The organism is Sphingomonas melonis (genome assembly GCF_013409985.1).
Taxonomy (GTDB): domain Bacteria; phylum Pseudomonadota; class Alphaproteobacteria; order Sphingomonadales; family Sphingomonadaceae; genus Sphingomonas; species Sphingomonas melonis_A.
Genome location: NZ_JACCBY010000006.1, coordinates 143,482 through 169,307, shown reverse-complemented (window position 1 = coordinate 169,307; position 25,826 = coordinate 143,482). Strand labels below are relative to the sequence as shown.

Below are 25,826 nucleotides of genomic sequence, written 5' to 3'. Positions count from 1 at the left end.
GCGCCTCGCTCGCGGCGGCCGCTGTTAAGTAGAAAAGCTCGCAAAACCGTGACTTAGCGGATGGAACCGCCTCTCATGGCGTCGTCGAATGTCTCCGATGACACGCGAAGAGTCTGGTACATTCAACGCCGGCGCGATTTCTACCGGGGAATTTTGAATGCGAATGATTCACCCGAGTCGAGCGGAGCGGCCTTCAAGGAGCATGCCGTTGAATAGCCGTCGTTCGGCCGGCACCGCGGGATCCTCAATCCTTTCCAGCAGCATGTCGACCGCGGCCTGCGTCATTCGACGTACCGGTTGCCGAATCGAACACAGGCGGTAGCTTTCCCAGCTCGCAGGGTCCGATCCATCGAACCCAACGACGGAGAGATCGCCCGGTATGTCGAGACCATGACGCTCACGCGCCGCGTCCATGACCCCGATCGCCATCAGATCGTTTACGCATACGATGGCGTCGTACCGCTTCCGCTTGTTGAGCAGGTTCTCGAACGCCTCTGCGCCGCTGGCGTAGCCGTAGTCGCCCCGAACAACGGGTACGTCCTCGATGCCTGCCTCGCCAAGCCTCATCAAGGCCGCACGTCGCCGTTCCTCGCCGACATAGCTGTCCGCCGGGCCTGCAACGACCGCGAAGTTCTTGTGACCCGCACCGAGAAGCCTGCTGACGAGGTCTCGCTGCCCTGCCGCCGAATCACAGGAGACCGACGCCGCGGGCGCCCGATCTCCGACGCGATTGTACAGGACGAGCGGAACCTCGTGGGCCGAGAACATTTCTACCTGCTTGTCCGACAGACGGGCGGCGCAGATCACGCCGTCGACGCTGTGGCGCCAGACCTGATCCAGGGTTTCGTCGATGTCGCTTTCCGCATCCAGCGAGAAAAGCAGCATCCGCAGGTCGCGCTCCGTCAGGCGATGCGACAGTTCGGCAAGCACTTCGGGGTAATGCAACGCCGTCAGCCTGGAGAGGACGACGGCTACCAGGTTCGTTCGTCTGGAGATCAGCCCTTGGGCAAGGGCGTTAGGCCGGTAGCCGAGCTCCGCTGCCGCCTTCAGGATGCGATCCCGCGTCCCCGCCGCTATCGAGCCGCCGGGCGCAAAGCAGCGCGAAACTGCGGACTGCGACACGCCGGCGAGGCGTGCGACATCATAGGACGTCGCACGCCGCCCCGTTCTCGGCGTCTCGGCCAACGCGGTTTCGGGCGACTTTCCGAGCTTTCGTCCTGCCAACTCTCATCCCCCGGTGACAACTGCATTCGAATTCACTAGCATCATCACCGAAGCGTCGCACGTCGTGACGCCCGCATTGGAGACGAGGCAAATGGCCGATCCGGCGCCTACGGGGTTCGAGTACACCACCAGCTATGTCAAGGCTCCGGTCCGCGACTCGCTGGTCGACACAGGCGATGTGATATCTCTGGTCGAGACCATCCTCACCGGAGTCCGCACCCGCGGCGATGCAGCCGTGCGCGAATATTCCATCCAGTTCGATCGCGCCGACCTCGACCAATTCGAGGTTCCTACATCGGCACGCCTCGCGGCCGTTGAGGCCATGGAAACGCAGACGCGGGTGGATACGGAGTTCGCCATCGACAACGTACGTCGCTTTGCGGAAGCGCAATTGGCGACGATCCTGCCGCTCGAGGTGGAGCCGCTCCCCGGTCTTCATCTCGGCCACCGCGTGATCCCGATCGACCGTGTCGGCGCCTATGTGCCCGGCGGCCGCTTCCCCCTGCTCTCCGCGCCGATCATGACGATCGTTCCCGGCAAGGTCGCCGGTTGCGACGAGGTCGTCGCCTGCCTGCCGCCGAACGCCCATCAGGCGATGATCGCCGGGTGCCACCTTTCCGGTGCGGACCGGATCTTCCGCATCGGCGGCGCGCAGGCGATTGGCGCCATGGCGTTCGGCACCGAAAGCGTTCCGAAGGTCAACAAGATCGTCGGTCCCGGCAACGCCTTCGTCAACGAAGCCAAGCGACAGGTGTTCGGTCCGGTCGGCATTGATCAGCTCGCCGGGCCGTCCGAGATCTTCGTGCTGGCCGATGCAACCGGCGACCCCCGCCTCATAGCTACCGACCTGCTCGCCCAGGCGGAGCATGACGTACGCACGCGCGTGGGCCTGATCACCACCGATCGCGCCGTCGCCGAGGAAACCGCGCGAGAGGTCACACGCCAGCTGGAAACCCTCGGCACGGCGAACATCGCGGGTGAGAGCTGGGCGAATTACGGGGAAATCGTGCTCTGTCAGGACGAGGCGGCGATGATCGCCTACTCGGATCACGTCGCAGCGGAGCACCTTCAGGTGCACACCGCCGATCCGCACGGCCTCGCGCGCAAGCTGCGCAACTATGGCTCGCTCTTCATCGGTGAGAACGCGAGCGTCGTCTATTCGGACAAGACCGTCGGCACCAATCATACGCTGCCGACGATGGGCGCGGGCCGGTACACGGGCGGCCTGTGGGTCGGCTCCTACGTGAAGATCGCGACGCATCAGTGGCTGGACGACGAAGCGGTGCTTCGTGTCGGCCCGCCCGCGTCACGGCAGAGCGCCAGCGAGGGCCTCGACGGGCATATGAAGGCTGCGCAGGTCCGGGTGGATCGCCTGCACCAGGCCGCCGCAGAGTAGCTCACCGGGACCGGCCCTGCACGGGCTGGTCGCCCAAGGGGCTGCAGAAAGGAAGAAGGGCGCGTCGGCGGAGGCCGGCGCGTCCTTCTTCATCTAGCGGCCACAGACCGCCGCGGCCTCAGATCGCCTGACCGTCCTCGAAGACGGGCAGGGCGGGAGAGTCGCCGCCGCGCACCACGAAGGCAACAAGATCGACCGAGGCGGTATTGCGGAAAGCATGTTGCAGGCCAACCGGGACGCTCAGCGTGTCCCCGGCGCCCATGACGATCACCCCGCCGGCCCAGCTCACCTCCAATGTCCCGGACTGCACGAAGACGACCTCGACCTCGGCCCGCGCATGGTGCGGAATGTAAGCCCCGGTCCGCATCGTCAGCCGACGCAGGTTGAAGCCGTGCGGCCACCAACCGGAGATCGGCCCCGCCTTGAAGCCGTCACCCGTGACGATCGGCGTGATGACCGGCGCCTCCTCGACGCCCTTCCGCGCCAGCGGCGAATCCGGGTTGGCGACCATGGCACCCGCGGAGACGACGCACTCACGCAGCTTCTCCATCGGCGGCGTCCGGAGCTCTGCGGCCAGATCGTCTGCCGTCGTGCCGGCCAGCTCCACCTCATCCAGGGCATGATCGCCGGCCGACGTGTCGATCAGCATCCCGCCCTTGGCGAGCTTGAGTCCGTGATCGGCCGCCGCCTCGAACACCGCGGGCGCCCACGTAACCTTTCCAGGATCATCCTCTCCGAGGACGGTGAACAGAAAGCCCAGTCCCTCGTCGAGCTTCTCGAATCCGCGGAACATGTGGATAGGCACCGAGGCCACGTCGCCCGGCCCTATGTCGAGAAAGCCGTCCTCCTTGTTGGCCCCGAACGGAAGGCGCCAATGACCCGAGTGCACGACGAACACCTCCGCGGTATCGTGGCTGTGCTGCGAGTTGATGCACCCGAAGGGCTGACGTGCAGCCCCAATGTTGAAGCCGTGCCGCTCGGTGATGTGCACGTGCTGATCGGCGCTTTCCGAAACGCCGGCACCGATGATCGTGAAGTTTTCCTTCTCCGTCGAACCCGGCGTCCGGGTGTCGATGAACGCGGTGCGGCACGGCACCAGGTCAGCATAGCGCACGAGACGCGCGCGCATCGCATCCTCAGTCCAATCCACCATCGTCTCCCCATGCGCGAAACGCGCTTGCATCCGAATGCAGAATAGCTAGACCAATCGTGACGGAGACGCAAGGCGACAGAGGCAGCGTGAACACGCAAGTTCCCATCATAGATGAAGCGACAACTTTGCCACTGCCGCTCGTGCTGCTGCCGGGCACCCTCTGCGACGAGCGGCTGTTCGCGCCGCTTCTGGAACGGCTTCCCGCCAGGTTCGCGAAGGTTCTGCCGATCCGTGATGCCGAGCCTGCAGCGGCCGCGCAGGCTGTGCTCGAACAAGCGCCCCGTCGCTTCGCCCTTCTCGGCTTCTCTCTCGGCGGGCTGGTGGCGCTGGAGATCGCCTTACAGGCTCCTGATCGCGTTGCAGGGCTCGCGATGGTATCCAGCAATGCGCGTGCGCGCGCCCAGGATGCGCTGCAGCGTCCCGCCGACCCGCTTGAGGCGCTCACCGCCAGTTGGCCAGACTGTGTCGGCCCTGAAGGGCGCGCCAACACTGTTCTGCGTCAAACTCTCGAGCAGATGGCGCTCGATACAGGCCGGGACGTCTTCGCTGCCCAAGAGCAGCTGGTGCGATCACGAAGTGACAAGCGTGGGCGGCTTTGTGCACTTTGTATGCCTGTACTCGTTCTCGCCGGAGCGGAAGACCGCGCCTGCCCGCCGGCGATGCAGCACGAGATGGCTGAAGCTCTGCTGGACGCCGAAGTCGCGCTGCTTGAAGGTGTCGGCCATTTCGCGCCTTTGGAGGCTCCCGATGCCGTCGCGGCACATGTCGCCACGTGGTTGGGTCGCACGGACCAGTCACACAGGATCACGCCCGATCGGGCGCGCAAAGGAGGAAACATGACCAAGACCGAAACGTCCGCGCCCAAGCCCGACCAGCCCATGGAGAACGCGGTGCACGACGGTGGCAAGGTGCTTCAGGTCGAGCGCCGTGACTTCACCGAGCTGGTCCCCAACGATCGGCCCCGTGTCCAGAGCATGCGCGGCTTTGATCCGATCTACACCGACATCGTTGACTACATCGTGCGCTGCACCCACCGGATCTGGGACGAGCGCGACGTCGGCCTTATCTACACGCACTACACGCATAATTGCGTCGCCTATACGACGCTCGGCACGATGTATGACCGCGAGACTCACATCCGCGACACCATCCAGCGGCTGGTGGAGTTCCCGGATCGCAGAGGACTTGCTCAGCAGGTCATCTGGCGCGGCAACGACGTGGACGGCTTCTATACCAGCCACATGACCCACGGTCAGGGCCGGCACAGTCAGTACGGGATGTACGGCAAGCCGACCGGCCGCACCTTCCTGACCCGCACCGTGGCCGACTGCATGATCCTGGAGAACAAGATCTACAAGGAGTGGATCGTCCGGGACAACATGGGTCCGATCATCCAGCTCGGCCTGGATCCGCACGCGTTTGCGCTCGAAATCGCGACCAGGAAGCTCGACGCAGGTCAACCGATCATGGAAGTGGTGGAGAACCGTCGGCTGCTCGGCCAGTACCCGCCCGAGAGTGAGGCCGACGTCTCGATCGCGCACAGCGAGGACGAGGCGCAGCTGCTGCGTGACCTGCACCACATCTACAACAAGCGGATGTTCGGCCGCATCCACGAAATCTACGCGCCCAATTGCCAGTGGCATGGCCCGTTGATGCGTGAGTACTACGGCATCGCCGCGGTACTTCAGCAGACGATGCGGCTCGTAGCCCTGATACCCGACGGATATTTCGTGCCACAGCACATTAGTTCGGTCGAAAGCGAGGAAGGTGGAACGAAGTACGCGATCCGCTGGATGTTCGATGGGCACCATCTCGGCTACGGTTCGCTCGGGTCGCCAACAGGCCATCCATTATCGGTCATGGGCGTAAACCACTTCCTCATCCGCGACGGCAAGATCATCGACGAATGGGTGGTCTACGACGAGCTCTCCATGCTGGCGCAGATAAAGATCGCAGAGCTGCAGCAAGCCTCATAGCTTTAATGCTTAGCCAGAATACCGTCGATCATCAGCTTGGAGGGGCGAATTCGCTCCTCCAAGCCAATTAGCTCTGCATAGCGTAACCCAGAGCGAGTGGATGCCCTGAGGCGCGGTGACCCTTAAATGGTCGCTCGCACGAGATTAGCGGCTGCCTAAAAGGAGACATCCATTCACGCTGGAGTGATGACATGCCGCCCGGCTTACCCATATGGAAATGTAAGGAGAAGCTGATGGCGGGCGGTTGGACGCGCGATGGCGCGGTTCAGGATCAGATCGATGATTCAGTGGCTGACGCAGTGTTGGCGGCCCGGGCCAGCATGCCAAGCGGAAATAGCGAACCATTCTGCGCAATCTGCGGCGACGACATCCCAGAGGGTAGACGCCTGGCCGTTCCTGGTGTGCGTACCTGCGTGACGTGCCAAAGCGGCCGCGATCGGCCCCTAGCTACAACGTTCAATCGGCGGGGTAGCAAGGACAGCCAGTTGCGGTGACTGGCTTTGGCGCAGTTGCTGCGCCTGTTCTGATCAGACCCAATTCCGGTCATGGCGAGCGCTCGCGCCCCTCTCCAACTTCGGCCATTCATTCACGTCGGTGAGAATGGCACTGTCGGTTCCCCGCCGCCTCGACCGTTAGAGTCGGAGCCGAGTTCCAGTCCGACGCGGCTCATCGCATGCGCACCACAAGCTTGCCCTTGGCCCCGCCCTGCTCGAGCTGCGCCATCGCATCGTTCATCCGATCGAACGGGAAGACCCGGTCGACGACGGGTTTTATTGCACCGTCCTCAAGCAGCGCTGCAAGCTTCCCGAGCTGCCCGCCATCGGCATGCATGAACAGAAACGAATAATCGACGCCCGCACGCTTCGCCTTGCGGCGGATGCCCGCGCTCGTCGCGCGCAGCAGCAGGCGCAGGACGATGTTCAGTCCTTGCGCCTTTGCGAATGCCGGATCGGGCGGCCCGGAAATCGAGATCAGCTTGCCGCCGGGTTTGAGCACCTTGAGCGACGTCTCCAGCGTCTTGCCGTCTAAACTGTTGAGCACGACGTCATAGCCGGACAGTTCCTCGGAAAAGTCCTGCGCCTTGTAATCGATGACGACATCGGCGCCGAGGCGGCGGACGAGGTCTGCGTTAGCTGCGCTCGCCGTCGTCGCGACGCTCGCGCCGAGATGCTTGGCCAGCTGGATCGCCAGCGTGCCCACCCCGCCCGAGCCGGCATGGATCAGGACCTTCTGACCCTTCTTCAGATTCGCGCGCTCGACCAGCACCTGCCACACGGTCAACCCGACGAGCGGGATCGAGGCGGCTTCCTCCATCGACAAATTGGCGGGTTTCAGCGCGAGGTCGGCCTGCCTGACCGAGATCCGCTCAGCGAAGGTGCCGATATGGCCGTCGCGCGGGCGGGCATAGACCTCGTCGCCCGGCTTGAACGCCCGCACCGCCTGACCAACCGACACCACCCTGCCGGCAAGGTCGTGCCCCAGTACGAAGGGGGGCCTGTAGGGCAGGATCGGTTTGAACGCCCCGTCGCGGATCTTCGTGTCGAGTTGGTTGAGCCCGGTCGCGTGGATCTCGACCAGCACTTCGTCGGCCGCGGGTACGGGCTCGGGCACGTCGCCGAGCCGCAGCTGCTCCTGCTTGCCGTAGCGATCAAGAATATAGGCTTTCATCAGCCCTTCTCCTCAGGCGTCAGCCAGCGTCGGATAATCGGTGTACCCCTTCGCACCGCCACCATAGAGCGTGGAAGGATCGAGCTGATTGAGGTCTGCACCCGACTCCAGTCGCTCGACGAAATCGGGGTTGGCGATGAAGCCGCGCCCGAAGGCGAACAGGTCGGCCTTGCCTGCCGCCAGCTGCTCCTCGGCGAGTGCCTTGTCGAAGCCGTTGTTGGCGAGGAAGGTGCCGCCGAATTTACGACGCAGCGCGCCATAGTCGAACGGCTTGGCGTCGCGTGGCCCACCGGTCGCACCCTCGACGACGTGGAGATAGGCGATCTTCATCGCGCCCAGCTGTTCCGCGACGTGGTCGAACTGCGGCTGCTCGTCGTCCGCCGGCACGATGCCGCTCGCAGGCGAGACGGGCGACAGGCGCACGCCGGTCCGGTTCGCGCCGATTTCGCCCGCGACGGCGGCCGTGACCTCCAGCAGCAGGCGGGCGCGGTTCTCGATCGAACCGCCATAGGCGTCGGTTCGCACGTTCGCCGTCTCACGCAGGAATTCGTCGAGCAGATACCCATTGGCGCCATGCACCTCGACCCCGTCGAAGCCAGCTTCCATCGCGTTCGCGGCCGCCTGGCGAAAGCTCTCGATGATGCCGGGCAGCTCGTCCAGCTCGAGCGCGCGCGGCTCGGACACGTCAGCAAAGCCGTTGTTGACGAAGGTCTTGGCCTCGGCGCGGATCGCTGACGGGGCGACCGGCGCCTCGCCGCCGTGCAGATCGACATGGCTGACGCGCCCGACATGCCAGAGCTGGACGAAGATGCGACCGCCCTTCGCATGCACCGCGTCCGTCACCGTGCGCCAGCCTGCGATCTGCTCGGACGTGTAGAGGCCGGGCGTATCCTGATATCCTTGAGCCTGCACCGACACCTGCGTCGCTTCGGTAATAATGAGGCCGGCGGACGCGCGCTGCGCGTAATATTCCGCCGCATGCTCGCTCGGCAGGAGGCCGGGTGCGGCGCGGTTGCGGGTCAGCGGCGCCATGACGACGCGATTGGGCAGCGTCAGCGGGCCGAGATTGTAGGGGGAGAAAAGATCACTCATCGTTGGTCCTTGCCGGAAAAGAGGGTCAGGCCGCGGTGTAGCGGGGCGCGGGGTGGACCGAGCCGAAGTTCGGCACCATCGCCCGACGCGCCTGATCGAATGCGTCCCACAGCGTGACGTCGTGAAGCGGCGGGATGGTGACGCCCTCGCGGCGGTCAAAGCCGACGAGCGCGGCGTCGACCAGCTCGTTCACGTCCATCATCGGCGGAAGACTTGCCTCATCGGCGCCCGCACGGCCCCACAGTTCGGTGCGGGTCGCGGCCGGCAGGACGGCCTGAACGTAAACGCCCTTGGGTCCAAGTTCGAGCGACAATCCCTGCGACAGGAAGAGGACGAATGCCTTGGTCGCGCCATAGACGCTCATGCCGAACTCGGGCACCAGCCCGACGACCGAACCGATGTTGACGATCGCGCCCTCGCCAGCCTGCGCCAGCCGTGGAGCGATGGCGCTGGCGAGGCGGACGACCGAGGTCGTGTTGAGCGCGACCAGCCGATCCACGGCATCGGTCAACTGATCGACGAACGCGCCGTTCAATCCCGCGCCGGCGTTGTTGATGAGGATGCCTATCTTTGCATCTTCGCGCAGACGCGTCTCGACGGTCGCCAGCTGGCCGACGTCGGTCAGGTCGGCAGGCAGCACGTCGACGGCTACACCATGCTCCGACGATAGCGACGTCGCCAGCGCGTTCAGCCGCGCCTTGTCGCGGGCGACCAGCACGAGATCGTGGCCCCGCTTGGCGAAACGATCGGCATAGGTGGCGCCGATGCCTGTCGAGGCGCCGGTGATGAGAATGGTCGGCTTGGTCATCCTGTTGCCCTTTGCGGCTGGAACACTATATTCATGACAGTCATCACGATAAGCTTTAATGTGATGGCGGTCATCAATATGTCAACCGGGTGATCGGAGATTTTCGAATGCGGGTCAGCCGCGACCAGATGGCGACGAACAGGGTACGCATCCTCACCGAGGCAAGCCGCCTGTTCCGAGAGCGCGGCTTCGATGCGGTGACCGTGTCGGAGGTGATGAAGGCCGCCGGGCAGACTCATGGCGGCTTCTACAGCCACTTCGCGTCCAAGGACGATCTGGTCGCCCAGACCATCGCATTCGCGCTCGACGGCGAGGGTGGGACGATGCCTGATCTGCAAGGCTGGATCGACGTCTATCTGTCGCCGCTGCACCGCGATCATGCGGGCGAAGGCTGCCCGACCGCGAGCCTCGCCGGGCTGATGCGACAACAAACGCCAGAAGCGCGTGCGGCGATGGCCAAGGGGCTCGATGCGCAGATCGACCGGTTCGCGCGCTCCTTGCCCGCCGGCGATCCGGCGTCACGCCGGCGCGATGCAATTGGGCGGTGGTCGGCGATGGTGGGCGCCCTCGTCATGGCGCGCGCGGTCGATGATCCGGCGCTGGCCGACGAGCTGCTGACCAGCACGCGCGCGTGGATTGGGGCCGAAGGCGATCCTGCCCGCAGCGATGTATCAGGAGGAACCAGCCGATGAACGTGACGCTCGACCATGCCGATCTGGACGGCCACGACCAACTTGCCGCGCTGATGGCGACGGGTCGTCAGCCGCCTATCGGCGAAACGCTGGAGTTCGGGCTGGTGGAGCTGGAGCGCGGCCGCGTCGTGTTCGAGGGCTCGCCGTCCCGCAAGGTGTTCAACCCGATCGGTTCGGTCCATGGTGGTTACGCGGCAACATTGCTCGACAGTGCCTGCGGCTGCGCCGTCCATTCCAGCCTGGCGGCCGGCCAGGGATACACGACGCTTGAACTGAAGATATCCTACCACCGCGCCCTGAGCGAGGCGAGCGGCCCGGTTCGCGTCGAAGGCAAGCTTGTCTCGCTCGGACGCCGGGTCGCCTTCTCCGAGGCGCGCCTCGTCGATGCGCAGGGGCGGCTGTGTGCCTCCGCCACCTCGACCCTGCTGGTGTTTCCGATCGCGCCGCCACCTTGACCCACAAACGGTCACTCACTCCCGCTTCGCGATCGCCCGGAAGCGGACGTTCATTAAGGCAGTTGGTTACGTCCGCGATTCGGCCGTCAGCAGACTGGCAGCTCTCGGACGACGCCATTCGAGAGCGGACATTAGTCTGACAGTGCGGCGATGGTGCTTCCGCATAGCGCCGGCCAATGACATCTGAAACAGTTAGTATGATGACAAGGACTTTACGACGGTCTCGGATATAGTGCTCCAAGTGATAGTTTGACTGAGGTTGGAGCTTCGATCTGACATGAGCGCGACCGCTACCGCCCATTCGCAGTTCAGACTCAGCCAAGTTTGGCATTCGATAATTACTTCAGCTGGCAGAAGCGCGCGGACACAATCATAAGCGCCCCCCTGAAGACGTACGGGTGTAACGGTTTCCGTTGAACCCGTTTCGAAATCCAGCCAGTGCACCCCATCTCCAAACCCGGTGCTCAAAGCTTTCGCGCTGGCCTCCTTCGCCGCAAACCGACGACCAGCTGAAATTGCTAGGTCTGGTGATCTTGCCAACTCAGCCTGCTCCGCCTCGGTGAAGAGCTCCTCCAGCCAAGGCTTCCCAAGGCGGTCTACGGATCGGCGAATTGACGCGATCCTGCAAAGGTCTAGGCCGACACCAAGAAGCAACCGGCGCTACCAAAGAGCTCGGATGGCGATCGTCAGGGCAGCGAAGACGACAATCCAACACACGATCGTCGCGGCTGCACCCCTCACGCGCAAGCCAAGAAAATCGATATGGGCCTGGGGATCGAGCGCGCGGGCGCAGCAAACCAACGTCAATGCTGCCGTGATAGCAAACGGCATGCCGAATAACGCTGGGGCATGATCAACCAGGGCCTGCGGGCTCTGCGATCCGCCTAATACACGGAGGGACTTCCAGCCCAATGCGATGGACGCGATGAGGCTTACGACCGCCACACCTGTGTAGACTGCCTTCGGTGCACGCAGCGTCTTCGCCATTTTAACTCGTAGCCCTTCACTCATCTCATGAGCCCCATTAAATCCCCGATCGGCCGTTGCTCGACCCTAACGGCGAGCGTCGGCACCTTGAGGTTCCATTTGGGCGGGAAGGTTGGCTGCGGCATCGGCCCCAGGCTCTTGCGATAGACCTGTTTGATGCGCGTACGGCCTGAAAGGCCTTTAACATCGGGATGCACGACACGCGCATACTTGGATATTTCGCAAAAGAGGTTCTGACAGTCGATCGGCTGCAGCTTCCTCCCAAACAGATTCTGAAACTTGATATCGGCCTTAGCAAACGCGCGGTCCTGTTGCTCGCAGACCCAGAAGATTACCTCCTCCGCTGAATGCTTTCTCGTGTCGACGAAACACTTTGCAATCCCATCAAGCGCTCCCGGCCCGGCGATGACGAAATCACCTTCATCATGGTCGAGCATCTCAGAATAGTTGAGATCGATGGCATATTGGAACGCGAGAAATGGGCCCAGCCCTGGGTAGGCGAGCAAAAGCTCATAGATTGCCCGAAGGTTCGGCGCCTGGCGCACCCGCTCCGGCAATCTATCCTCGATCATCTTCTCCAGCAGGGCGAGATGGTTGGCATGTTTGCGCGCGTGCCCGAGCTTTGGTGCCGGCATAATGTACGCTGGCGAGTAGAGCTTGAGCCCAGCGGCCATCGCGCGATCGAGCGTATGCTCAATCTTGTTTAGATCAATTCCTTGCCATGTCAGGGGGCCTAGAACGCCTTCTAGCAGTTCCCAGGTCTCGATCCGGTTGAAAAGCTTAAAAAGGAGGGTTCGGAAGAAGATTTCGCGCGGCGCGCGCGGACGATCCTCACGGTATTGGACTTCCCGAATCAGGTACTGGCTGACCCGGTCGCTCGCGCGGTATGCATTCGTGAACCTATGTGCTGCGAGAACCGGATCGTTCGTCCAAGGGCCGACCGGATTGGCAAGGCGCCGAAAATAGAGTGCCTGACGCTCAGCAGCGAATCGCCAGTAGGTGTCAAAAACGAGCGTTGTTTCCATGTCATTCCGTGCGCGACTGCGGCTTAGCCGGGCGCATGCATGGCACGCCGTCCGGCCCACCAATACCGATTGTGAGTCCTCCGACTGCGTAGAACAGATCCGAGCACCCGGAAACGGAGATGTGCGATTATTGGCCCGGAGGAGCGGCAGATGGAGTTTTTGGTGTCGGGCTCGGCGACGGTGTTGCCGCTGGCGCTAGAGTGACAGCCGGCGATGGAGATGCAGCCGGTGAAGGAGTAGCGGTCGGCGATGGCGATGGAACCGCGCTCGATACCGCCGCAGCCGGGGCACCCGTTGGCCGTGAGAGAGAACACTCCTTCAAGCCAAACGTGATCATCGCGCCAATAACGAGCGCGCTGGCCCACTTCATGACCGCCTGCTCGCGCTCAACAGTGGTAACACGGTCGCTTAATTTCTTGTCGTTCTCGTCGATCTTCGACTTTAGCCCGGCGAAGGATTCAACGCCGGTGGCCAGAGGTCCGAGGAGGTCGGAGGGGATTGCCTCGAATCCCATCTTCTTCTGAAGGACGCTGGGCCGGTCGAGACTGGCGTACCAGATCAGGAAACACTCCTCCCCTCGCGAGAGATGGACCGCTCCCGGACCAGCATTGAACACCGAGAAGAGCAGTTTCCCCTCATAGTGGGGATCAACATGGAAGCCCGAGACGTTCACCAGTCCCCGAAACTTGTAGGTCGCACGGATCGATATGAAAGCGATCGCATGCTGCGGCACGCGGATCCGTTCCTCGGTGAGGATGAAACCAAACTGACCAGCCGGAATCGTGAAGCTCTCGCCTTCGCCCATCGGTTTCTTCGGCTTGTTGCGAGGGTCGTTCGGCTCACCCGTCGGTGACACATACACCTCCCCACCGACACGAAGCCGATAGGCAGCGCGGTCGATCCGCGTCACATGATAGTCGTCGATCAGGTCCCCGAGCTCGTCCTTCAGCCGTTCGCCGCCCCAGAACACTAGGCTTCCCCTCCTGCGCCTGCGCGCGTGAAGCTGTCGAAAATTGACCGCGCTTCCACTGCTCGGATGCGTTCACGATAGGCGGCAGCGAGGTCTATGTCGCGCGCCGCCGCCTCCGCCAGCACTGCGGAAACGAGGCTGAGATTGCATTGGTGCATCCCGCTACGAAACTGCAGATCCTCGAGATGATCCCAAGCTTCGCACAGCTTCGCCAATTGCCCGCTATGTTTGCAATACTGCCGCATGATCCAGAGCGGATCGTCGTCGCGACCAAGCGTTCCGGCTAGCGCGTTCCCGAGCTCAAGCAGCGAACGGTCCGGGTTCGAAGCCGTGAGATCACGACCCAAATGCTGATTGAGCGTGTTAGCGACAGCAAGGCAGATGATGAAGGCATCCGTCAGCGTTCGCTGGAAACGCGCTTCATCGCCATCATCGACGGCTGTGAGGAAATACGCGGTGTATTTGGCATTATGCAGCGCCATGTGCTTCATGCGCTGAGCTAGAGGAAGGATCACAATATCCTTGTGATAAGCCTCGTCGTGCTTGAGCTGAGCCCACTGAAGGGTCAGCAAGTGATCAGATACGCTCATCTTTATCCCCGTTAGGCCGCCAAGGCCGATTTGTCGTAGATCGCACGGCAGCGAACTATCAAAGCTTTCGCTTCTGCTTTAGTCCAATGGCCACCAGACCCCTCACCAGACCCGGTATCGAGGCGAGCGAAGGTCGAGTTGACGGTCAGGGGGCCGACCTTCAAGCCGGCCTCATGGGCCAGGAAGAACTGCAGCCGCCCTAGTCCGACAAGATTCCCGAGAAGCCGACGCACATAATAATGTGACCGATAGGTGGCATTGAACCGAACCTGCCCATCATGAACCTTAATGCTGAGATGGCTGAGGCATGGCCCTCCATAGAGACGACCACGATCAGTTGCCGGATCGTAGATATGAATCTCGTCTTCCATGGGGCTACCCGGCCCAAGCTCAAACGATGCGCGGTACTTTCCGTGCTTTTTGATCTTGATCAGCATGTCTTCGAGCGGATTGAAGATTTTTCCCTTCGCATCGCGCTGGCGCAGGATCCGATAAGCATAAGAACCCCAGTTGCCGTCGCTTCGGGCCTTTTGGATTGCTTTCAGCTTCTCCGGGAAAGGTCCAAACAGGCCAGCCTTTCCTGCCCTCTGATACTCGTCAAAGGGGAAGATCGTCTCGGCCACGGTGTGAATTCCGAAAGCACCGTGTGACTTGAGGAACGTGTCGACCTCATCATACACCCGACGGTCCTCTATCGAAAGCACTGTCGGTTGCGCGATATGGAGGATCACGTCGAAATCTTCGGACTTCTTCAGGCCATTCAAGTGCTCTGCAGCGGCGAGCCAGACTGCGGGAGAAGTTTCACCTTTGATCAGTTCCATGGGGCTTTCCTAGATCAAGCTGGCGGTCTCGTGGAGTTGGCGGTCAACGTAGGACCGTGAAAGCCATGCATAGCCATCAAGCCCCCAGCCGGGGCCCCAACTGTTGCGAATAAGTACGGATTCCTGACCGACCGGATCGAGGCCATGGCCGACGGCCAAAACCGCATGCCCGCCACGCTCCGTGTCGGGCGTTACATCGGGAATAATCCCCAGCGCGTCGGGCCGAAAGAATGCGTCAGTGATCACCAGCCCGAGGATCACCGGCACCTTCTTGTCGAGGGTTGCTGCCAGATCGGCAAATGCCGGCTTGCCAGGAACCATCGTCGTCTTGAACAGCGGATTGGAGAAGGCCGGCGGCGCCCAAGGAAGCACCTGGGTCGGCGAGTAAGGCCACGCTGGCTCGACCGGTTGCCCCTCCAGCGCGAGCGCCTGAGCCGTTGCTGCCATAGTCGTGCCAGCATCAGGATTCTGGCCCGGGGTCCGCGCTACCGCATGGAAGAACAGGTACTCCACCGACAGATGCTCGCCGGTGTTCGCGCAATGCTCGTGAGCTGCGGAGCTTGCAAATGCGAGACACGACTGCCGGCGCCCCTGCTGACGAACGGGCAACAACACGGAACGCAAGTCGATTGACGCGGTGATCAAGACTGCCCCCCGAACCGGCGGCGGGCAGCGCGCGACATTCCGCCCGCCTCTGGACCTTCCAGCGCGAGCTCAATCGAAAAGGTGGTGTCGTCCGGCAAAGCCCCGGCCCAAGGCTGAGACTCGTGCATCGTGACGTCGCCAATCCCGCTCTCAGGTGGCCTAACGATTACGGTTCGACGCGACGACGCGCCATAATGTAGTGGTTCACGGGAGAAGTCTGATTGATCGGAGAGAATAGAATACCCTGCCTCGCGAAGGGCTTCGGTCTGCCACTGATGGCCACTGCCTGCAGCCTCGTCGAGTTCGATACGTAGCAGGTCATCGGGGTTGCCAATCAACCGCGCGCCGTTGTCCCGTTCCGTCAGCCGCCAGACATCGGACCAGCTGCTTCCCGGCCGATGCTCCTCGCCAAGGCGATGCTTGAGCTTGGCCACCTGGGCATTCCGCAGACGGGTGACGTCGGCATAGTTCAGGATATGGTGGCTCAATAGCCCCCAACAGGCGGCCTCATAGCTTGTGCCCATACGCAGGGCGAGTTGATAGACGATATCGGGATCATGGAGGTGCGAAGCAACCGTCCAACCTTGAGCGCGAATGTGGTGCCGGTACAACCACCTCGGCAGCATCATTTCAGCGGCAAACGCATCCGCCGCCACCTCCTGAAGATCGCGTCCATCGTCTTCGGGCTGCGGCGCTCGCTCCAGGATCACCCGATCAACGCTGCCGGCATGCTCCAAAACGACGTGGCCCAGCTCATGGGCGGCCGTGAAACGCTGGATATGCAATCCGCGGCGGGTCGTTACCATGATGCCGCGCAAGGGGGCAGGCAGACATAGCCCCAGAGCGGAGTTCAGCGGCTTAAATACCAACGGGATGCCGAGATCTCCGATCACTTCGAAGATATCGATAAGGCCGCCGGCCTCGGTCACGCGCTCCTTGAGATCAAGTTCGCGATGAACTCGCTTGGCCGCCGCGACAGCATCGAGACGGACCGCCGCTGCCGCCGACCTAGCCACGCTCTTCTCCTCGAGGGCCGCGCATCTGGAGGAATTCCGCGAAGCGAAGCAGCTCCGCGCGATCGTCCGACGATAACTCGGTCGCTGCGCGCGCCAACGCCTGAACACTCTCCGGAAGCGGTGGTGTCTCGGCAGAGCCGGTTAGGGCCTCGATAGATTGGCCGTAAACCTGGGCAAACCGCCCCAACTCGACCGCATCTACCTTTCGACGGCCATTCTCGACCAATGAGAGTGCCGACCGCGAAATGCCTATCGCGTCAGCAGCTTCCTCCTGCTTTAGCTCCAGATATTCGCGGGCCTGGCGCAACCGCTCTCCTATTGCTCGCCACTTGTCGGATTCATCACTCATTTCAGACCCTTCACGCCGGTTCTAATGCTTTGACCGGCTTTGCTTTTTTCACTTTGATATCGCCGATAAAAACCCGCTTAAGTTTTGGCACGAGATCGGCAATCATCTCATCGCAGCTAGCATAGCCCCCAGGCTGGATGATTTCAGGCGGCAACTCGATGTCGAGCACCTTCTTGGTGATAACAGTAGCATCTACGACCCGCTTGGAATCGATGGCCGGACAGGTTCCCATGATGGAGCCTCCGCTACCCGAGGGCGCGGCCGCGGCAATCGAGCCATCGATAGCTTCCGTTTCTTCCTCGAACCATGCTTCCAACTCAGAAACGAGTTCCTTCGTCTTCGAGGCAAAGATCGCTTTGAGCTCTTCCTTGGTGGCCGCCATGATTACCTCATGTTCGAATTTCCAACATATGATGCCATCTCTGCGCGAAATGTCAACGTCGCGTTATGAGCGACCTCGCTCCATAGGAGTTGCGGTGCAGGATCGCTTCTACGACAGTGCGAGCGCCAAGTTGTGGAGTGCCTGAAGGGGGGGCACCAATGCGCTTTTCGACTATTCCGGCGCTAGCGCGCAGGAGCCATGCAAGCCTCAAGGCCGGCTATCAGCTGTTCATGCATGTCCGGCGGCAGATGGCCGCGGGACAGGGCGGTTTCCATGTCGGCGCGCTCAGCCGCGGATCCTGCGCGCCCGGTGCCATGGGTTGCTTCACCGGCGCCGATTTCCTTTACGTCTATGATTGCGGGTCAGATCCCAAAAGGCACGTCCATCGAGAGATCAATACCTTGCTCGCCGCCCGGCCCGAGCGCCATCTCGACCTGCTGGTGCTGTCGCATTTCGACCGTGACCATATCTGCGGAACGCCCGAACTCCTGCGCAAGCGGGACGGCTTCAGCGTCGACACGATCATGCTACCGTTCGTCGAGATGGACGAACGGATCGTGGCGCTCGCCCAGGCAGCCGCGGAGCAGGAAGACAGCGGCGGGTATATCGACCACTTCTTCATCGACATGGTATTCGAGCCCATCGAAACACTCGCCAAGTTCGGTCCGCGCCGGATCATCCTCGTCCGCGGCGATAGCGACGATACGCCGATGGACGGTGGCGGCTCGCCCGATTTCGATCCGGACGCCCCGGAGGTGCGCGTGAAAAGGCGCGATCATCGGCCGATAGACGGCGAGGATCCGATCAAGATGGCGCTGGTGGACGCCTATAATGATCCTCAGCGCCCGGCAGGTCACCAGTATCGCGCGACTTCAGGCAGTGCTCAGGTATTCGAGGTCCGCAACCTCGCTTTAGCGCTGTCCAATACAAATCTGTCGGTCGAATGGAAGCTGCTCCCCTGGGTTCGCAGAGCCGCGCCCACCGATGTCGCGACGTTCCGCGCCAAGGTAGAAGTGCTGTTTGGCTGGCCGTGCGGCAGTTTCGCGACGCAAGTGCTCAAGCCGGCGATCCGGCACCAAATGGCAGTGACCAAAAGAATCAAGATGGCCAAGGCCTATCGCGAGGCTTTTAGCGACAAGAATTTGACCTCCCTCTGCCTCTATTCAGGCCCGCGCTATCCCGACCGGATGCTGGCGACGGCGGCCGTCCCGCGTTTGCCAAATCACTCGCTGACCAAGATCGGCTGGCTCGGCACGGGCGACGCGCACCTGAAGGATCCGACCGATATCGCCGCGTTCAAGCACGGCTATGCGCAGGACCTCGCTTATGTTTCGACTTATCTCTTTCCGCATCACGGATCGATCAAGAACAGCGATCCCGGCGATCTAATCGTCGAGGCCGATATGTGGGTCGCAGCCGCAGATCCGATTCATGACTGGGAGCATCCGCATTGGCAGCTCCAGGGCGCTGTCGCCACGATGGGAAAAATCTTCCGCCATGTGCGCGCGTCGGTGCCGACCGCCGCCCAAGAAGTGTTCTTCGTGATTGGGAAGCCGTGAGCCGCTCGCCACCTTTGATCAGCCGCAGCTATCGCGCGGCCGGCGAAAGGTTGTGATCGATAGCGAGATGACGCGCAAATGTGAGGGGCCAGCCTGTTTGTCGGTCTATCTAACTATTCCACCCGAGCGGACCTTAAATGAACCGGTTCGTGAAGCCGCAAATACTCATGTTCAACATTTTCCCTTGGCGATGATCGCTGACAATCCATTCCGGAGCGTTGCTAACGGCAGGTTTCGGGATTTGAGAGTTAGGCGGGGAACGTCCGAAATTAGGGTACTTAGCTGCCGCCCCGCACTGACTGAACGAGCGTCGGCTTAGGAAGGGTCGGCGCCGAAAGCGGACCGGCCGCTTTCCACCAATCCCGGCCATTCACGCCCCTCATTTGGCGGCCCGATACCGGCCGCTCGTTCATGTGAGCGGACCGACCGCTTGAGCGGAGCGTCGTTCCTGATAGGTCTGTCGGAAGACCAGATCGGCTGGAAGCACGGGACGCCGGGTGGCGAGCAACGGTTAGCCGCCACGACGTCGGCAGGCACAGCTTTAATCGTCCTTCAATCGCTCCGGCGCAGAAGCGACGCATGTATTCAAATGATTCGGACGAACTATCGTTCTTTGAGATGGAGCGGCTGGCGGCAATTGCCGATTACGGGCTTGCGGCTGATCTCCAGGATCTGGAGCTCGAGCACATCGCAGCTCTGGCCGGCTCGCTGTTCGGATGCGAAATTTGCCTGATTTCCATCGTTGATCGACACCAGCAATTCTTTGCTGCGCGCACGGGGCTCGATGCGTCTTGCACCAGCAGGGAGAGTTCGTTCTGCGCTCACGCACTCGACCGCCAGTCAGCCATGGTCGTCGAGGACGCGCGGCAAGACCCGCGATTCTTTCAGAACGCGCTGGTGCTCGGACCGCCGTATATCCGGTTCTACGCGGGCGCGCCTCTGCGGGTGGCCTCGGGGCATGTGCTCGGCACCCTTTGCATTATTTCTTCCAACCCTCGCACGCTTGATGAGGTTCAAGCCCGGCATCTCGAGCAGTTGGCGCAACTCGTTGTCGACCGCCTCGAGCTGCGGCGAAGCGAGTGCAGGCGTAGTGAGAACGAGGCTCGTTTGAAGCGCCTTGCCCATTACGACCAGCTGACCGGGCTCTCGAATAGAGTACGCTTTCACGATGAAGGTGCGCGCCTCCTCCATCGGAGCGATTCGGCCACCGTGCTGCTGTTCGACCTCGATGGCTTCAAGGACGTAAACGACGTACTCGGGCATGCGGTCGGCGACCAATTGCTCGCCCGCGTCGGTGTACGGCTGCGCGACGAGATCGGCCCTGATCATCTCCTCGCGCGTCTTGGCGGCGATGAGTTCGCGCTGCTCATGCCCGATATCGGCGACCCGCGAGAGGCATATCACCTCGCGACCAGACTGCGCCAAAGCTTCAGCCGCGGTTTCAGCGTCAATGACGATGATCTCCAGCTTCATGCCAGCATCGGCATCGCGGTGGCACCTCATCATGGCACGACCGTGGAGACCCTGCTGGGTTCGGCCGACCTCGCGCTGTATCGAGCAAAGGAGCAGGGCGGAGGAGGCGTAGCCTTCTTTGAACCGCATCTACGTCACCATGCCGAGTTTCAACGGCAGATGCAGGCGGAATTGCAACACGCCTTCGAACGCGACGAGTTCAAAGTCCATTACCAGCCCCAAGTCACGCTTTGCGACGGGAAGATCGTCGGTGTCGAGGCGCTGCTCCGCTGGGACCATCCCGAGCGCGGGCTGTTATCGCCGGCTCAATTTCTGATGGTCCTCGACAAGATGCCGCTGGCGGCTGATGTCGGTCATTGGGTGTTGTGCACGGCCATTGCCCAAGGCGCCCAATGGTTGGCGGCGGGCGCACCGCTACGGGTCGCTGTCAATTTGTTTGCAGCGCAGCTGCGGCTTGGCGATTTGGGTGAACGGGTCGCCGCCAAACTGAGCGATCATCAGCTTCCGGCGGAGTTGCTCGAGATCGAACTGACGGAAACGATAGCCATCAAGAACAGCGCTATGGTAGCCGCCACGCTTGGCGTGCTTCGTGAGCAGGGCATTGGCATCGCGCTCGATGATTTCGGCACTGGCTATGCCTCTCTCAGCCTACTGAAGGAGCTGCCGGTAACGCGATTGAAGATCGACAAGAGCTTCGTGCGGGAAGTCGCGTCGGCACCCTGCGATGCAGTCGTAATCGATGCCGTCATGCGTCTGGCCGATGCGTTTCAATTGTCAGTAACTGTGGAGGGGATCGAAACCGCAGAGCAGCAGCAGTGCCTGGTCGGACTGAACTGCGTCGAAGGCCAAGGTTACCTATACGGAAGGCCGATGCCTGCGATGGAGCTAAATGAAATGCTCGCGTTGAATTTGTTGAACTTTCAAGACATTGGTCTGGGGACAAGTCTGATTTCGGATAAATTCGGCGCATATCAGTGTAGTAAAGAGGCCGCTTGCCTATCGCTGGGCTGCGACCCTCAAGTATGAACGAAGGGGCAAAGTGTTGACGTGTCACTCGAAAGCAGACGATCCGCTTTCCACCCTCGGCCGGCGGTCAAGCCTTCCTCCCCGGCCCGCTGAACGAACCGCCGGTTTCTTCCGGTCGTCCGCCGAAAGCGGACAAGCCACTATCCACCACGTCCCGACATTCGTGGGCCGACAAGCGGACTACGGAAGAGGTCGTTCAGCTGTCGCCTATTCTAGATATCCGTCCGCGATCGCGGTCGCGGTATCAACGTAGGCTGAGGATTGAGTGGCTCGACCTATGCTGAAGCCAGCAAGCCAGGCCGGCAGAGCTCGAAACGATCGTTACAGAACGGGCAATCTGACCTACTTGTGGCGGATCCGCACCCGCTTGCAAACCGCACAATTGCACTAGCTTCACAAGCTCTTCGGTATCGCTAGCATCCATTTCGGAGCCGTCTCGCACCGCTCCACGATAAGCAATAGTGCAGAATTACCTACCTTGCGCTGGCTCTTAGATGCGCAATCAGGGCGGTCAGCCACCGGAAACCCGCTTGTCCGCTGCCTTGTGCAGGATCCAATTGCTTTACGCTGCACATTCCATTCGACTTCACGGCGCACCAGAGCGACAGCGTCATCACACGAACCGCGGGGCACTAGGCGCCCCGCACCGCCCCAGGTGAGCTGCTCACCGGGGCTCTGGCTGGTGGGGCAGCAGCGGTGCTGCTCCAAGCCGGAGAACAGCATCATGATCAAATTAAGTGACACCCAGCGCATCTTGCTTGCGGCTGCCTGCCAGCGCGCGGACGGCAGCGTTCTGCCATTCCACGCCAGCATCAAGCGCGGCGGCGGCATCACCAAGGCCATCGCGGGACTTGTGCGTCAGGCGCTGGTGGCGGAGCGCGAAACGACCGACCAGGTCGCCGTGCACCGTACAGACGGTGACCTGCGCTTCGGCGTGTTCATCACCGCGGCCGGCATGGCAGCAATCGGGGTCAGCGCGGAAGACGAGAATGCAAGCGAAGCCGCCTCCGCGCAGCTGCCCGAAATCATCGACGTCGAGAAAGCCCCGACGAAGATCGCCACCGTGTTGACGCTGCTGGCGCGGAAGGATGGTGTTCCTGTGGCTGAGTTGATGACGGCAACCGGCTGGCTGCCGCACACCATCCGCGCCGCCATCACCGGTCTGCGCAAGAAGGGCCACAGCATCCAGCGGATCAAACGCGATGGCATGACCTGCTACCGCATCTTCGGAGTGGCGTGATGGACATGGCCAGCACTCTCGCGGAACTGGGGACGCTACCCTCCGATGCACTCCGCCAGCGATGGCGCAGTCTCGTCGGCAGCCCGGCACCCAAGGTGAGCCCGAAGATGCTGCGGCTGGCAGTCGCCTGGGAGATCCAGGCGCGCTCCTCTGCCGGGTTAGCGCGCATGACGAGCCAGACACTCGACCAGCTTGGCCGCGGCCAGACCCGGACGCAGGCAGCGGCGCCTGGCATGCGGCTGGTGCGCGAGTGGCAGGGCCGGGTTCACGTCGTCACCGTCGGCGAGGATCAGGTGATCCGCTGGGATGAGCGCGAATGGCGCTCGCTGAGCGAGGTTGCCCGCGCAATCACCGGCACGCGTTGGTCGGGCCCTGCCTTCTTCGGTCTCAAGAAGAAGGCGGTGGCCGCATGAAGACGGTGCGTTGCGCGATCTACACCAGGAAGTCCTCGGACGACGGTCTGGAACAGAGCTTCAACAGCCTCGATGCACAGCGCGAGGCCTGCGCCGCCTATATCCTGAGTCAGGCCAGCGAGGGCTGGTCGGCGCTGCCGGAGATCTATGACGATGGCGGGCTGTCGGGCGGTACGCTCGAGCGCCCTGCCCTCAAGCGCCTGCTCGCCGAAGTGGCCGCTGGCCGGGTCGACATCATCGTCGTCTACAAGGTCGACCGGCTGACCCGCTCGCTGTTCGACTTTGCCAAGCTGGTCGAGACGTTCGATGCCGCGGGTACGAGCTTCGTGTCGGTCACCCAGTCGTTCAACACCACGACCAGCATGGGTCGCCTCACCCTCAACATGCTGCTGTCGTTCGCGCAATTCGAGCGCGAGGTCACCGCCGAGCGGATCCGCGACAAGATCGCAGCGTCGAAGGCGCGTGGCATGTGGATGGGCGGTACACCGCCACTTGGCTATGCTCCCAATGACCGCAGCCTCGTCATCGTCGAGGAACACGCCACGCTCGTGCGTCATCTCTACGGGCGATATCTGGCGCTCGGCAGCGTGCGGCGCTTGATGGAGGAACTGGCACGAAGCGGGGTGACGGTACCACCTAGAACCACGGTTGGCGGCAAGCCGCTCGGCGGCGGCGCCTTCACCCGCGGCCAGCTCTACCAGATCCTCAAGAACGTCATCTACACCGGCAGGATCGGCCACAAGGACAAGGTCTATTCCGGGCTGCACGCCGCGATCATCGACGAGGCGACCTTTGCCGCCGTGCAGGCGATGCTTGCCGACCATCTTCGGGGTCACCGCACCCGTGCTGGTATTGTCGAGAGCAGCCCGCTGGCGGGCAGGATCGTCGATGGCAACGGTGAGCCCCTGGTTGCGACGCACGCGACCAAGAACAAGGTGCGCCATCGCTACTATGTCAGCCGGGCGCTGCAGCAAGCGACCAGCGACGCCGGAGTGCGGATACCGGCGAGGGAAATTGAGGCGCTCGTCGTTGAGCGGATGCAGCAGCTTGTTCGTCAGCCGCTCGAACTTGCCACCATGGCGGCGCTCGACGTGCAGGTTCATCAGGTGGCGGACCTGCACGCACGCTGTGAGGCATTGGCCGAGCAGCTCGGCGAGCGCCGTTCCCCTGCCCTTCGCGCCATCGTAACTACGGTGCAGGTCGGCGACGCCACGGTGACGCTCACCTGCGACACGACAGCGTTTGGCCGCGCCCTTGGCATGGACCAGCATGCCGACGCGCCAGCCACCCTCGAGATCGGCTGTGCTGCCCGGCTGACGCGGTCAGGTCGCGCATTGCGGCTGGTGCAGGACAGCGGCGCCACCGCACGGGCCACACCCGACCGCTCGCTGATACGTGTGCTTGTCCAGGCCCGGCGTTGGTGGGGCATGTTGCGCGGCGGCAAGATCAGCACCAGCGAACTCGCCGCACGCGAAGGCGTGACCAGCTCCTATGTCGCGCGTGTGCTTCGGCTCGCCTTCTTGGCGCCTGCCGTCACCGAAGCGATCCTTGCCGGGCGTCAGCGCGCCGGGGTGACCGTTGCTAGCCTGACCGCCGAAGGCGCTATTGTCACCGACTGGGAGACGCAGATCGCGACGCTGCTACCAGCACGAGGCCGGTGACGCGTCTTCACTCACGGCCTGCAGGTCCAACACGGCGGATAGAGTCCACCGCCTCTGCGATGGTGTTCAGATCTACCGCTAGCTCGCGCAACTCTTGCGGCCGGTCGGGGTGGAGCGGGTCGAGCACCATCTTGGCGGAGAGGTCCTCCATGAGCATGCCCGCGGCCGTCATCTGGATCCTGATCATCTCGTCTGCGGTCATCGCCTGCCTCCTGCCCGGACCAAGGCCCGGGAAGCATTCAGAAGTCGAGACGCAGCTTTTTAGGCACCCGCGATCAGGCGATCAGGTCGCTTGCCGTAAGATCAAAGGGTACGGCGAGCTTCTCGACCAGCGTGATCGTCGGATTGCGAGCGGCGCGCTCGAGATCGCTTACATAAGTGCGGTGGATGCCGGCGCGATCGGCATAGTCCTCCTGGCTCCAGCCATGCTGGTTCCGCAGGCGGCGCAGGTTGGTGGCAAGGCGCTGGCGAACATCCACACCCGCCTGAAGACCGCGCTGTCGACGATTGATCTACAGACGATCAGTGACATTCCCGTTGATTTCTCACGGTACTTCCGCATGGCTGCTGTCACTGATAGTCGACAGGAGGTCAGTAATTATGTCTTTCGGCAACGGCGCAGGCGGAAGCAGCGAGTTCAAGCGCCAACCGAATAACGCCCAAGCCTGCATACCGGCGGCAATGGTCCATCACGAGAGACCTAACCTTCATAATGCAAACCAGTGGAGCATAAGCCGCGTCATCCTGACGGTCATCGGGATGATCGGACTCGGCATATTCTTTCTCGTTCTATACGGCCTTTTGCATCCCAATCCTGCGGCTGAAGCGCTTAGGAACAGTAAAGCAGCTGTTGAATTTCATTTGAAAGACGCCGGCTCTGCCGAATATCGCAACTTGAGAGTCTATAGCATGAACGCTGGGAGACTGGTCGTCTGCGGGGAGGTCAACTCTCGCAACAGCTTTGGCGCAATGGCCGGTTACGTCCGCTTCATAGGCGTCAACGCCGGAGAAGCCGTTGTTGAGACAGACATGGTCGATCGAACATCGTTTGACGGCCTTTGGGCGACTCGGGGCTGTACAGGCTCCACGGGTGACTTGGTAATGGCGGAATGACGTTGCTTAACCGGCGCTTTCACAGGCTCCGGTGCGCGACGGGTACGTGAACAGATGATTTTATGTGCGTGTTTCGTCCCCCAGTCATCACC

General features: G+C 62.1%; 28 protein-coding genes. 11 read left to right on the top strand and 17 right to left on the bottom strand.

Annotated elements, in window-relative coordinates:
* Positions 1-168: 168 nt before the first annotated feature.
* A complete protein-coding gene (locus HD841_RS17360) occupies positions 169-1,185 on the bottom strand; it encodes a LacI family DNA-binding transcriptional regulator (RefSeq protein ID WP_179510150.1) in 1,017 nt (338 codons plus the stop codon).
* A 130-nt stretch (positions 1,186-1,315) separates the two neighbouring features.
* Between HD841_RS17360 and hisD the strand changes: the two genes are divergently transcribed.
* Entirely contained in the window at positions 1,316-2,620 is a 1,305-nt protein-coding gene (gene hisD / locus HD841_RS17355; protein ID WP_179510149.1) for a histidinol dehydrogenase, read from the top strand.
* Between the two features lie 118 nt (positions 2,621-2,738).
* On the opposite strand, the gene HD841_RS17350 is transcribed toward hisD, so the two are convergent.
* Complete coding sequence (locus tag HD841_RS17350) at positions 2,739-3,773, bottom strand: cupin domain-containing protein (RefSeq protein WP_179510148.1); 1,035 nt, start codon at positions 3,771-3,773, stop codon at positions 2,739-2,741.
* 86 nt (positions 3,774-3,859) lie between these two features.
* On the opposite strand from HD841_RS17350, the gene HD841_RS17345 reads away from it, so the two are divergent.
* The gene (locus HD841_RS17345; RefSeq protein WP_179510147.1) at positions 3,860-5,749 is read left to right on the top strand and encodes an alpha/beta fold hydrolase; all 1,890 of its coding nucleotides are present in this window, start codon (positions 3,860-3,862) and stop codon (positions 5,747-5,749) included.
* 233 nt (positions 5,750-5,982) lie between these two features.
* Positions 5,983-6,243, top strand: a complete 261-nt coding sequence (locus tag HD841_RS17340; RefSeq protein WP_179510146.1) for a DksA/TraR family C4-type zinc finger protein — start codon at positions 5,983-5,985, stop codon at positions 6,241-6,243.
* A 172-nt stretch (positions 6,244-6,415) separates the two neighbouring features.
* Here HD841_RS17340 and HD841_RS17335 read toward each other — a convergent pair whose 3' ends face one another.
* From HD841_RS17335 to HD841_RS17325, 3 genes are read right to left on the bottom strand one after another with little or no spacing between them, the layout of a single operon-like run.
* Positions 6,416-7,417, bottom strand: coding sequence for an NADP-dependent oxidoreductase (locus HD841_RS17335; RefSeq protein WP_179510145.1), 1,002 nt, complete (start codon positions 7,415-7,417; stop codon positions 6,416-6,418).
* 12 nt (positions 7,418-7,429) lie between these two features.
* Positions 7,430-8,509, bottom strand: coding sequence for an alkene reductase (locus HD841_RS17330; RefSeq protein ID WP_179510144.1), 1,080 nt, complete (start codon positions 8,507-8,509; stop codon positions 7,430-7,432).
* A gap of 25 nt (positions 8,510-8,534) precedes the next feature.
* Complete coding sequence (locus HD841_RS17325) at positions 8,535-9,317, bottom strand: SDR family NAD(P)-dependent oxidoreductase (RefSeq protein ID WP_179510143.1); 783 nt, start codon at positions 9,315-9,317, stop codon at positions 8,535-8,537.
* Between the two features lie 107 nt (positions 9,318-9,424).
* On the opposite strand from HD841_RS17325, the gene HD841_RS17320 reads away from it, so the two are divergent.
* The gene (locus HD841_RS17320; protein WP_179510142.1) at positions 9,425-10,009 is read left to right on the top strand and encodes a TetR/AcrR family transcriptional regulator; all 585 of its coding nucleotides are present in this window, start codon (positions 9,425-9,427) and stop codon (positions 10,007-10,009) included.
* Positions 10,006-10,464: a PaaI family thioesterase gene (locus HD841_RS17315; RefSeq protein ID WP_179510141.1), complete on the top strand. Its 459-nt coding sequence runs from the start codon at positions 10,006-10,008 to the stop codon at positions 10,462-10,464. The genes HD841_RS17320 and HD841_RS17315 overlap by 4 nt, the downstream gene beginning before the upstream one ends.
* 192 nt (positions 10,465-10,656) lie before the next feature.
* Here the strand turns inward: HD841_RS17315 and HD841_RS21030 are convergent, their stop codons facing one another.
* From HD841_RS21030 to HD841_RS17265, 10 genes are all read right to left on the bottom strand, one after another.
* Complete coding sequence (locus tag HD841_RS21030; RefSeq protein ID WP_179510140.1) at positions 10,657-11,118, bottom strand: holo-ACP synthase; 462 nt, start codon at positions 11,116-11,118, stop codon at positions 10,657-10,659.
* Between the two features lie 6 nt (positions 11,119-11,124).
* Positions 11,125-11,451 (bottom strand): hypothetical protein, encoded by a 327-nt coding sequence (locus HD841_RS17305; RefSeq protein WP_179510139.1) that lies wholly within the window; start codon positions 11,449-11,451, stop codon positions 11,125-11,127.
* 20 nt (positions 11,452-11,471) lie between these two features.
* The gene (locus HD841_RS17300; RefSeq protein WP_179510138.1) at positions 11,472-12,476 is read right to left on the bottom strand and encodes a nucleotide kinase domain-containing protein; all 1,005 of its coding nucleotides are present in this window, start codon (positions 12,474-12,476) and stop codon (positions 11,472-11,474) included.
* Positions 12,477-12,603: 127 nt separating this feature from the next.
* The gene (locus HD841_RS17295) at positions 12,604-13,446 is read right to left on the bottom strand and encodes a dCTP deaminase domain-containing protein (protein ID WP_179510137.1); all 843 of its coding nucleotides are present in this window, start codon (positions 13,444-13,446) and stop codon (positions 12,604-12,606) included.
* Positions 13,446-14,036 carry a hypothetical protein gene (locus tag HD841_RS17290; RefSeq protein WP_179510136.1) on the bottom strand — a complete coding sequence of 197 codons (591 nt, stop codon included), beginning with the start codon at positions 14,034-14,036 and terminating at the stop codon, positions 13,446-13,448. Before HD841_RS17290 ends, HD841_RS17295 begins: the two co-directional genes overlap by 1 nt.
* An 11-nt stretch (positions 14,037-14,047) precedes the next feature.
* Positions 14,048-14,857: a hypothetical protein gene (locus HD841_RS17285; protein ID WP_179510135.1), complete on the bottom strand. Its 810-nt coding sequence runs from the start codon at positions 14,855-14,857 to the stop codon at positions 14,048-14,050.
* A gap of 9 nt (positions 14,858-14,866) precedes the next feature.
* Complete coding sequence (locus HD841_RS17280; RefSeq protein WP_179510134.1) at positions 14,867-15,502, bottom strand: C1 family peptidase; 636 nt, start codon at positions 15,500-15,502, stop codon at positions 14,867-14,869.
* Positions 15,499-16,518, bottom strand: a complete 1,020-nt coding sequence (locus tag HD841_RS17275) for an ImmA/IrrE family metallo-endopeptidase (RefSeq protein WP_179510133.1) — start codon at positions 16,516-16,518, stop codon at positions 15,499-15,501. Before HD841_RS17275 ends, HD841_RS17280 begins: the two co-directional genes overlap by 4 nt.
* On the bottom strand, positions 16,511-16,867 hold the full coding sequence (locus HD841_RS17270) for a helix-turn-helix domain-containing protein (protein WP_179510132.1): 357 nt from the start codon (positions 16,865-16,867) through the stop codon (positions 16,511-16,513). Before HD841_RS17270 ends, HD841_RS17275 begins: the two co-directional genes overlap by 8 nt.
* Before the next feature lie 10 nt (positions 16,868-16,877).
* Complete coding sequence (locus HD841_RS17265; RefSeq protein WP_179510131.1) at positions 16,878-17,249, bottom strand: hypothetical protein; 372 nt, start codon at positions 17,247-17,249, stop codon at positions 16,878-16,880.
* A gap of 158 nt (positions 17,250-17,407) precedes the next feature.
* On the opposite strand from HD841_RS17265, the gene HD841_RS17260 reads away from it, so the two are divergent.
* From HD841_RS17260 to HD841_RS17240, 5 genes are all read left to right on the top strand, one after another.
* On the top strand, positions 17,408-18,808 hold the full coding sequence (locus HD841_RS17260) for a hypothetical protein (protein ID WP_179510130.1): 1,401 nt from the start codon (positions 17,408-17,410) through the stop codon (positions 18,806-18,808).
* Positions 18,809-19,387: 579 nt separating this feature from the next.
* A complete protein-coding gene (locus tag HD841_RS17255; RefSeq protein ID WP_179510129.1) occupies positions 19,388-21,307 on the top strand; it encodes a putative bifunctional diguanylate cyclase/phosphodiesterase in 1,920 nt (639 codons plus the stop codon).
* 724 nt (positions 21,308-22,031) lie between these two features.
* Positions 22,032-22,547 (top strand): DUF3489 domain-containing protein, encoded by a 516-nt coding sequence (locus HD841_RS20810; RefSeq protein ID WP_179510128.1) that lies wholly within the window; start codon positions 22,032-22,034, stop codon positions 22,545-22,547.
* Positions 22,548-22,552: 5 nt separating this feature from the next.
* Entirely contained in the window at positions 22,553-22,960 is a 408-nt protein-coding gene (locus HD841_RS17245; RefSeq protein WP_257015708.1) for a DUF2924 domain-containing protein, read from the top strand.
* On the top strand, positions 22,957-24,621 hold the full coding sequence (locus HD841_RS17240; RefSeq protein WP_179510126.1) for a recombinase family protein: 1,665 nt from the start codon (positions 22,957-22,959) through the stop codon (positions 24,619-24,621). The genes HD841_RS17245 and HD841_RS17240 overlap by 4 nt, the downstream gene beginning before the upstream one ends.
* Positions 24,622-24,628: 7 nt before the next feature.
* On the opposite strand, the gene HD841_RS17235 is transcribed toward HD841_RS17240, so the two are convergent.
* Positions 24,629-24,823 (bottom strand): hypothetical protein, encoded by a 195-nt coding sequence (locus tag HD841_RS17235; protein WP_179510125.1) that lies wholly within the window; start codon positions 24,821-24,823, stop codon positions 24,629-24,631.
* A gap of 73 nt (positions 24,824-24,896) precedes the next feature.
* Positions 24,897-25,100: a helix-turn-helix transcriptional regulator gene (locus HD841_RS17230; RefSeq protein ID WP_179510124.1), complete on the bottom strand. Its 204-nt coding sequence runs from the start codon at positions 25,098-25,100 to the stop codon at positions 24,897-24,899.
* Between the two features lie 121 nt (positions 25,101-25,221).
* Between HD841_RS17230 and HD841_RS17225 the strand changes: the two genes are divergently transcribed.
* Positions 25,222-25,734: a hypothetical protein gene (locus tag HD841_RS17225; protein ID WP_179510123.1), complete on the top strand. Its 513-nt coding sequence runs from the start codon at positions 25,222-25,224 to the stop codon at positions 25,732-25,734.
* Positions 25,735-25,826: the final 92 nt, after the last annotated feature.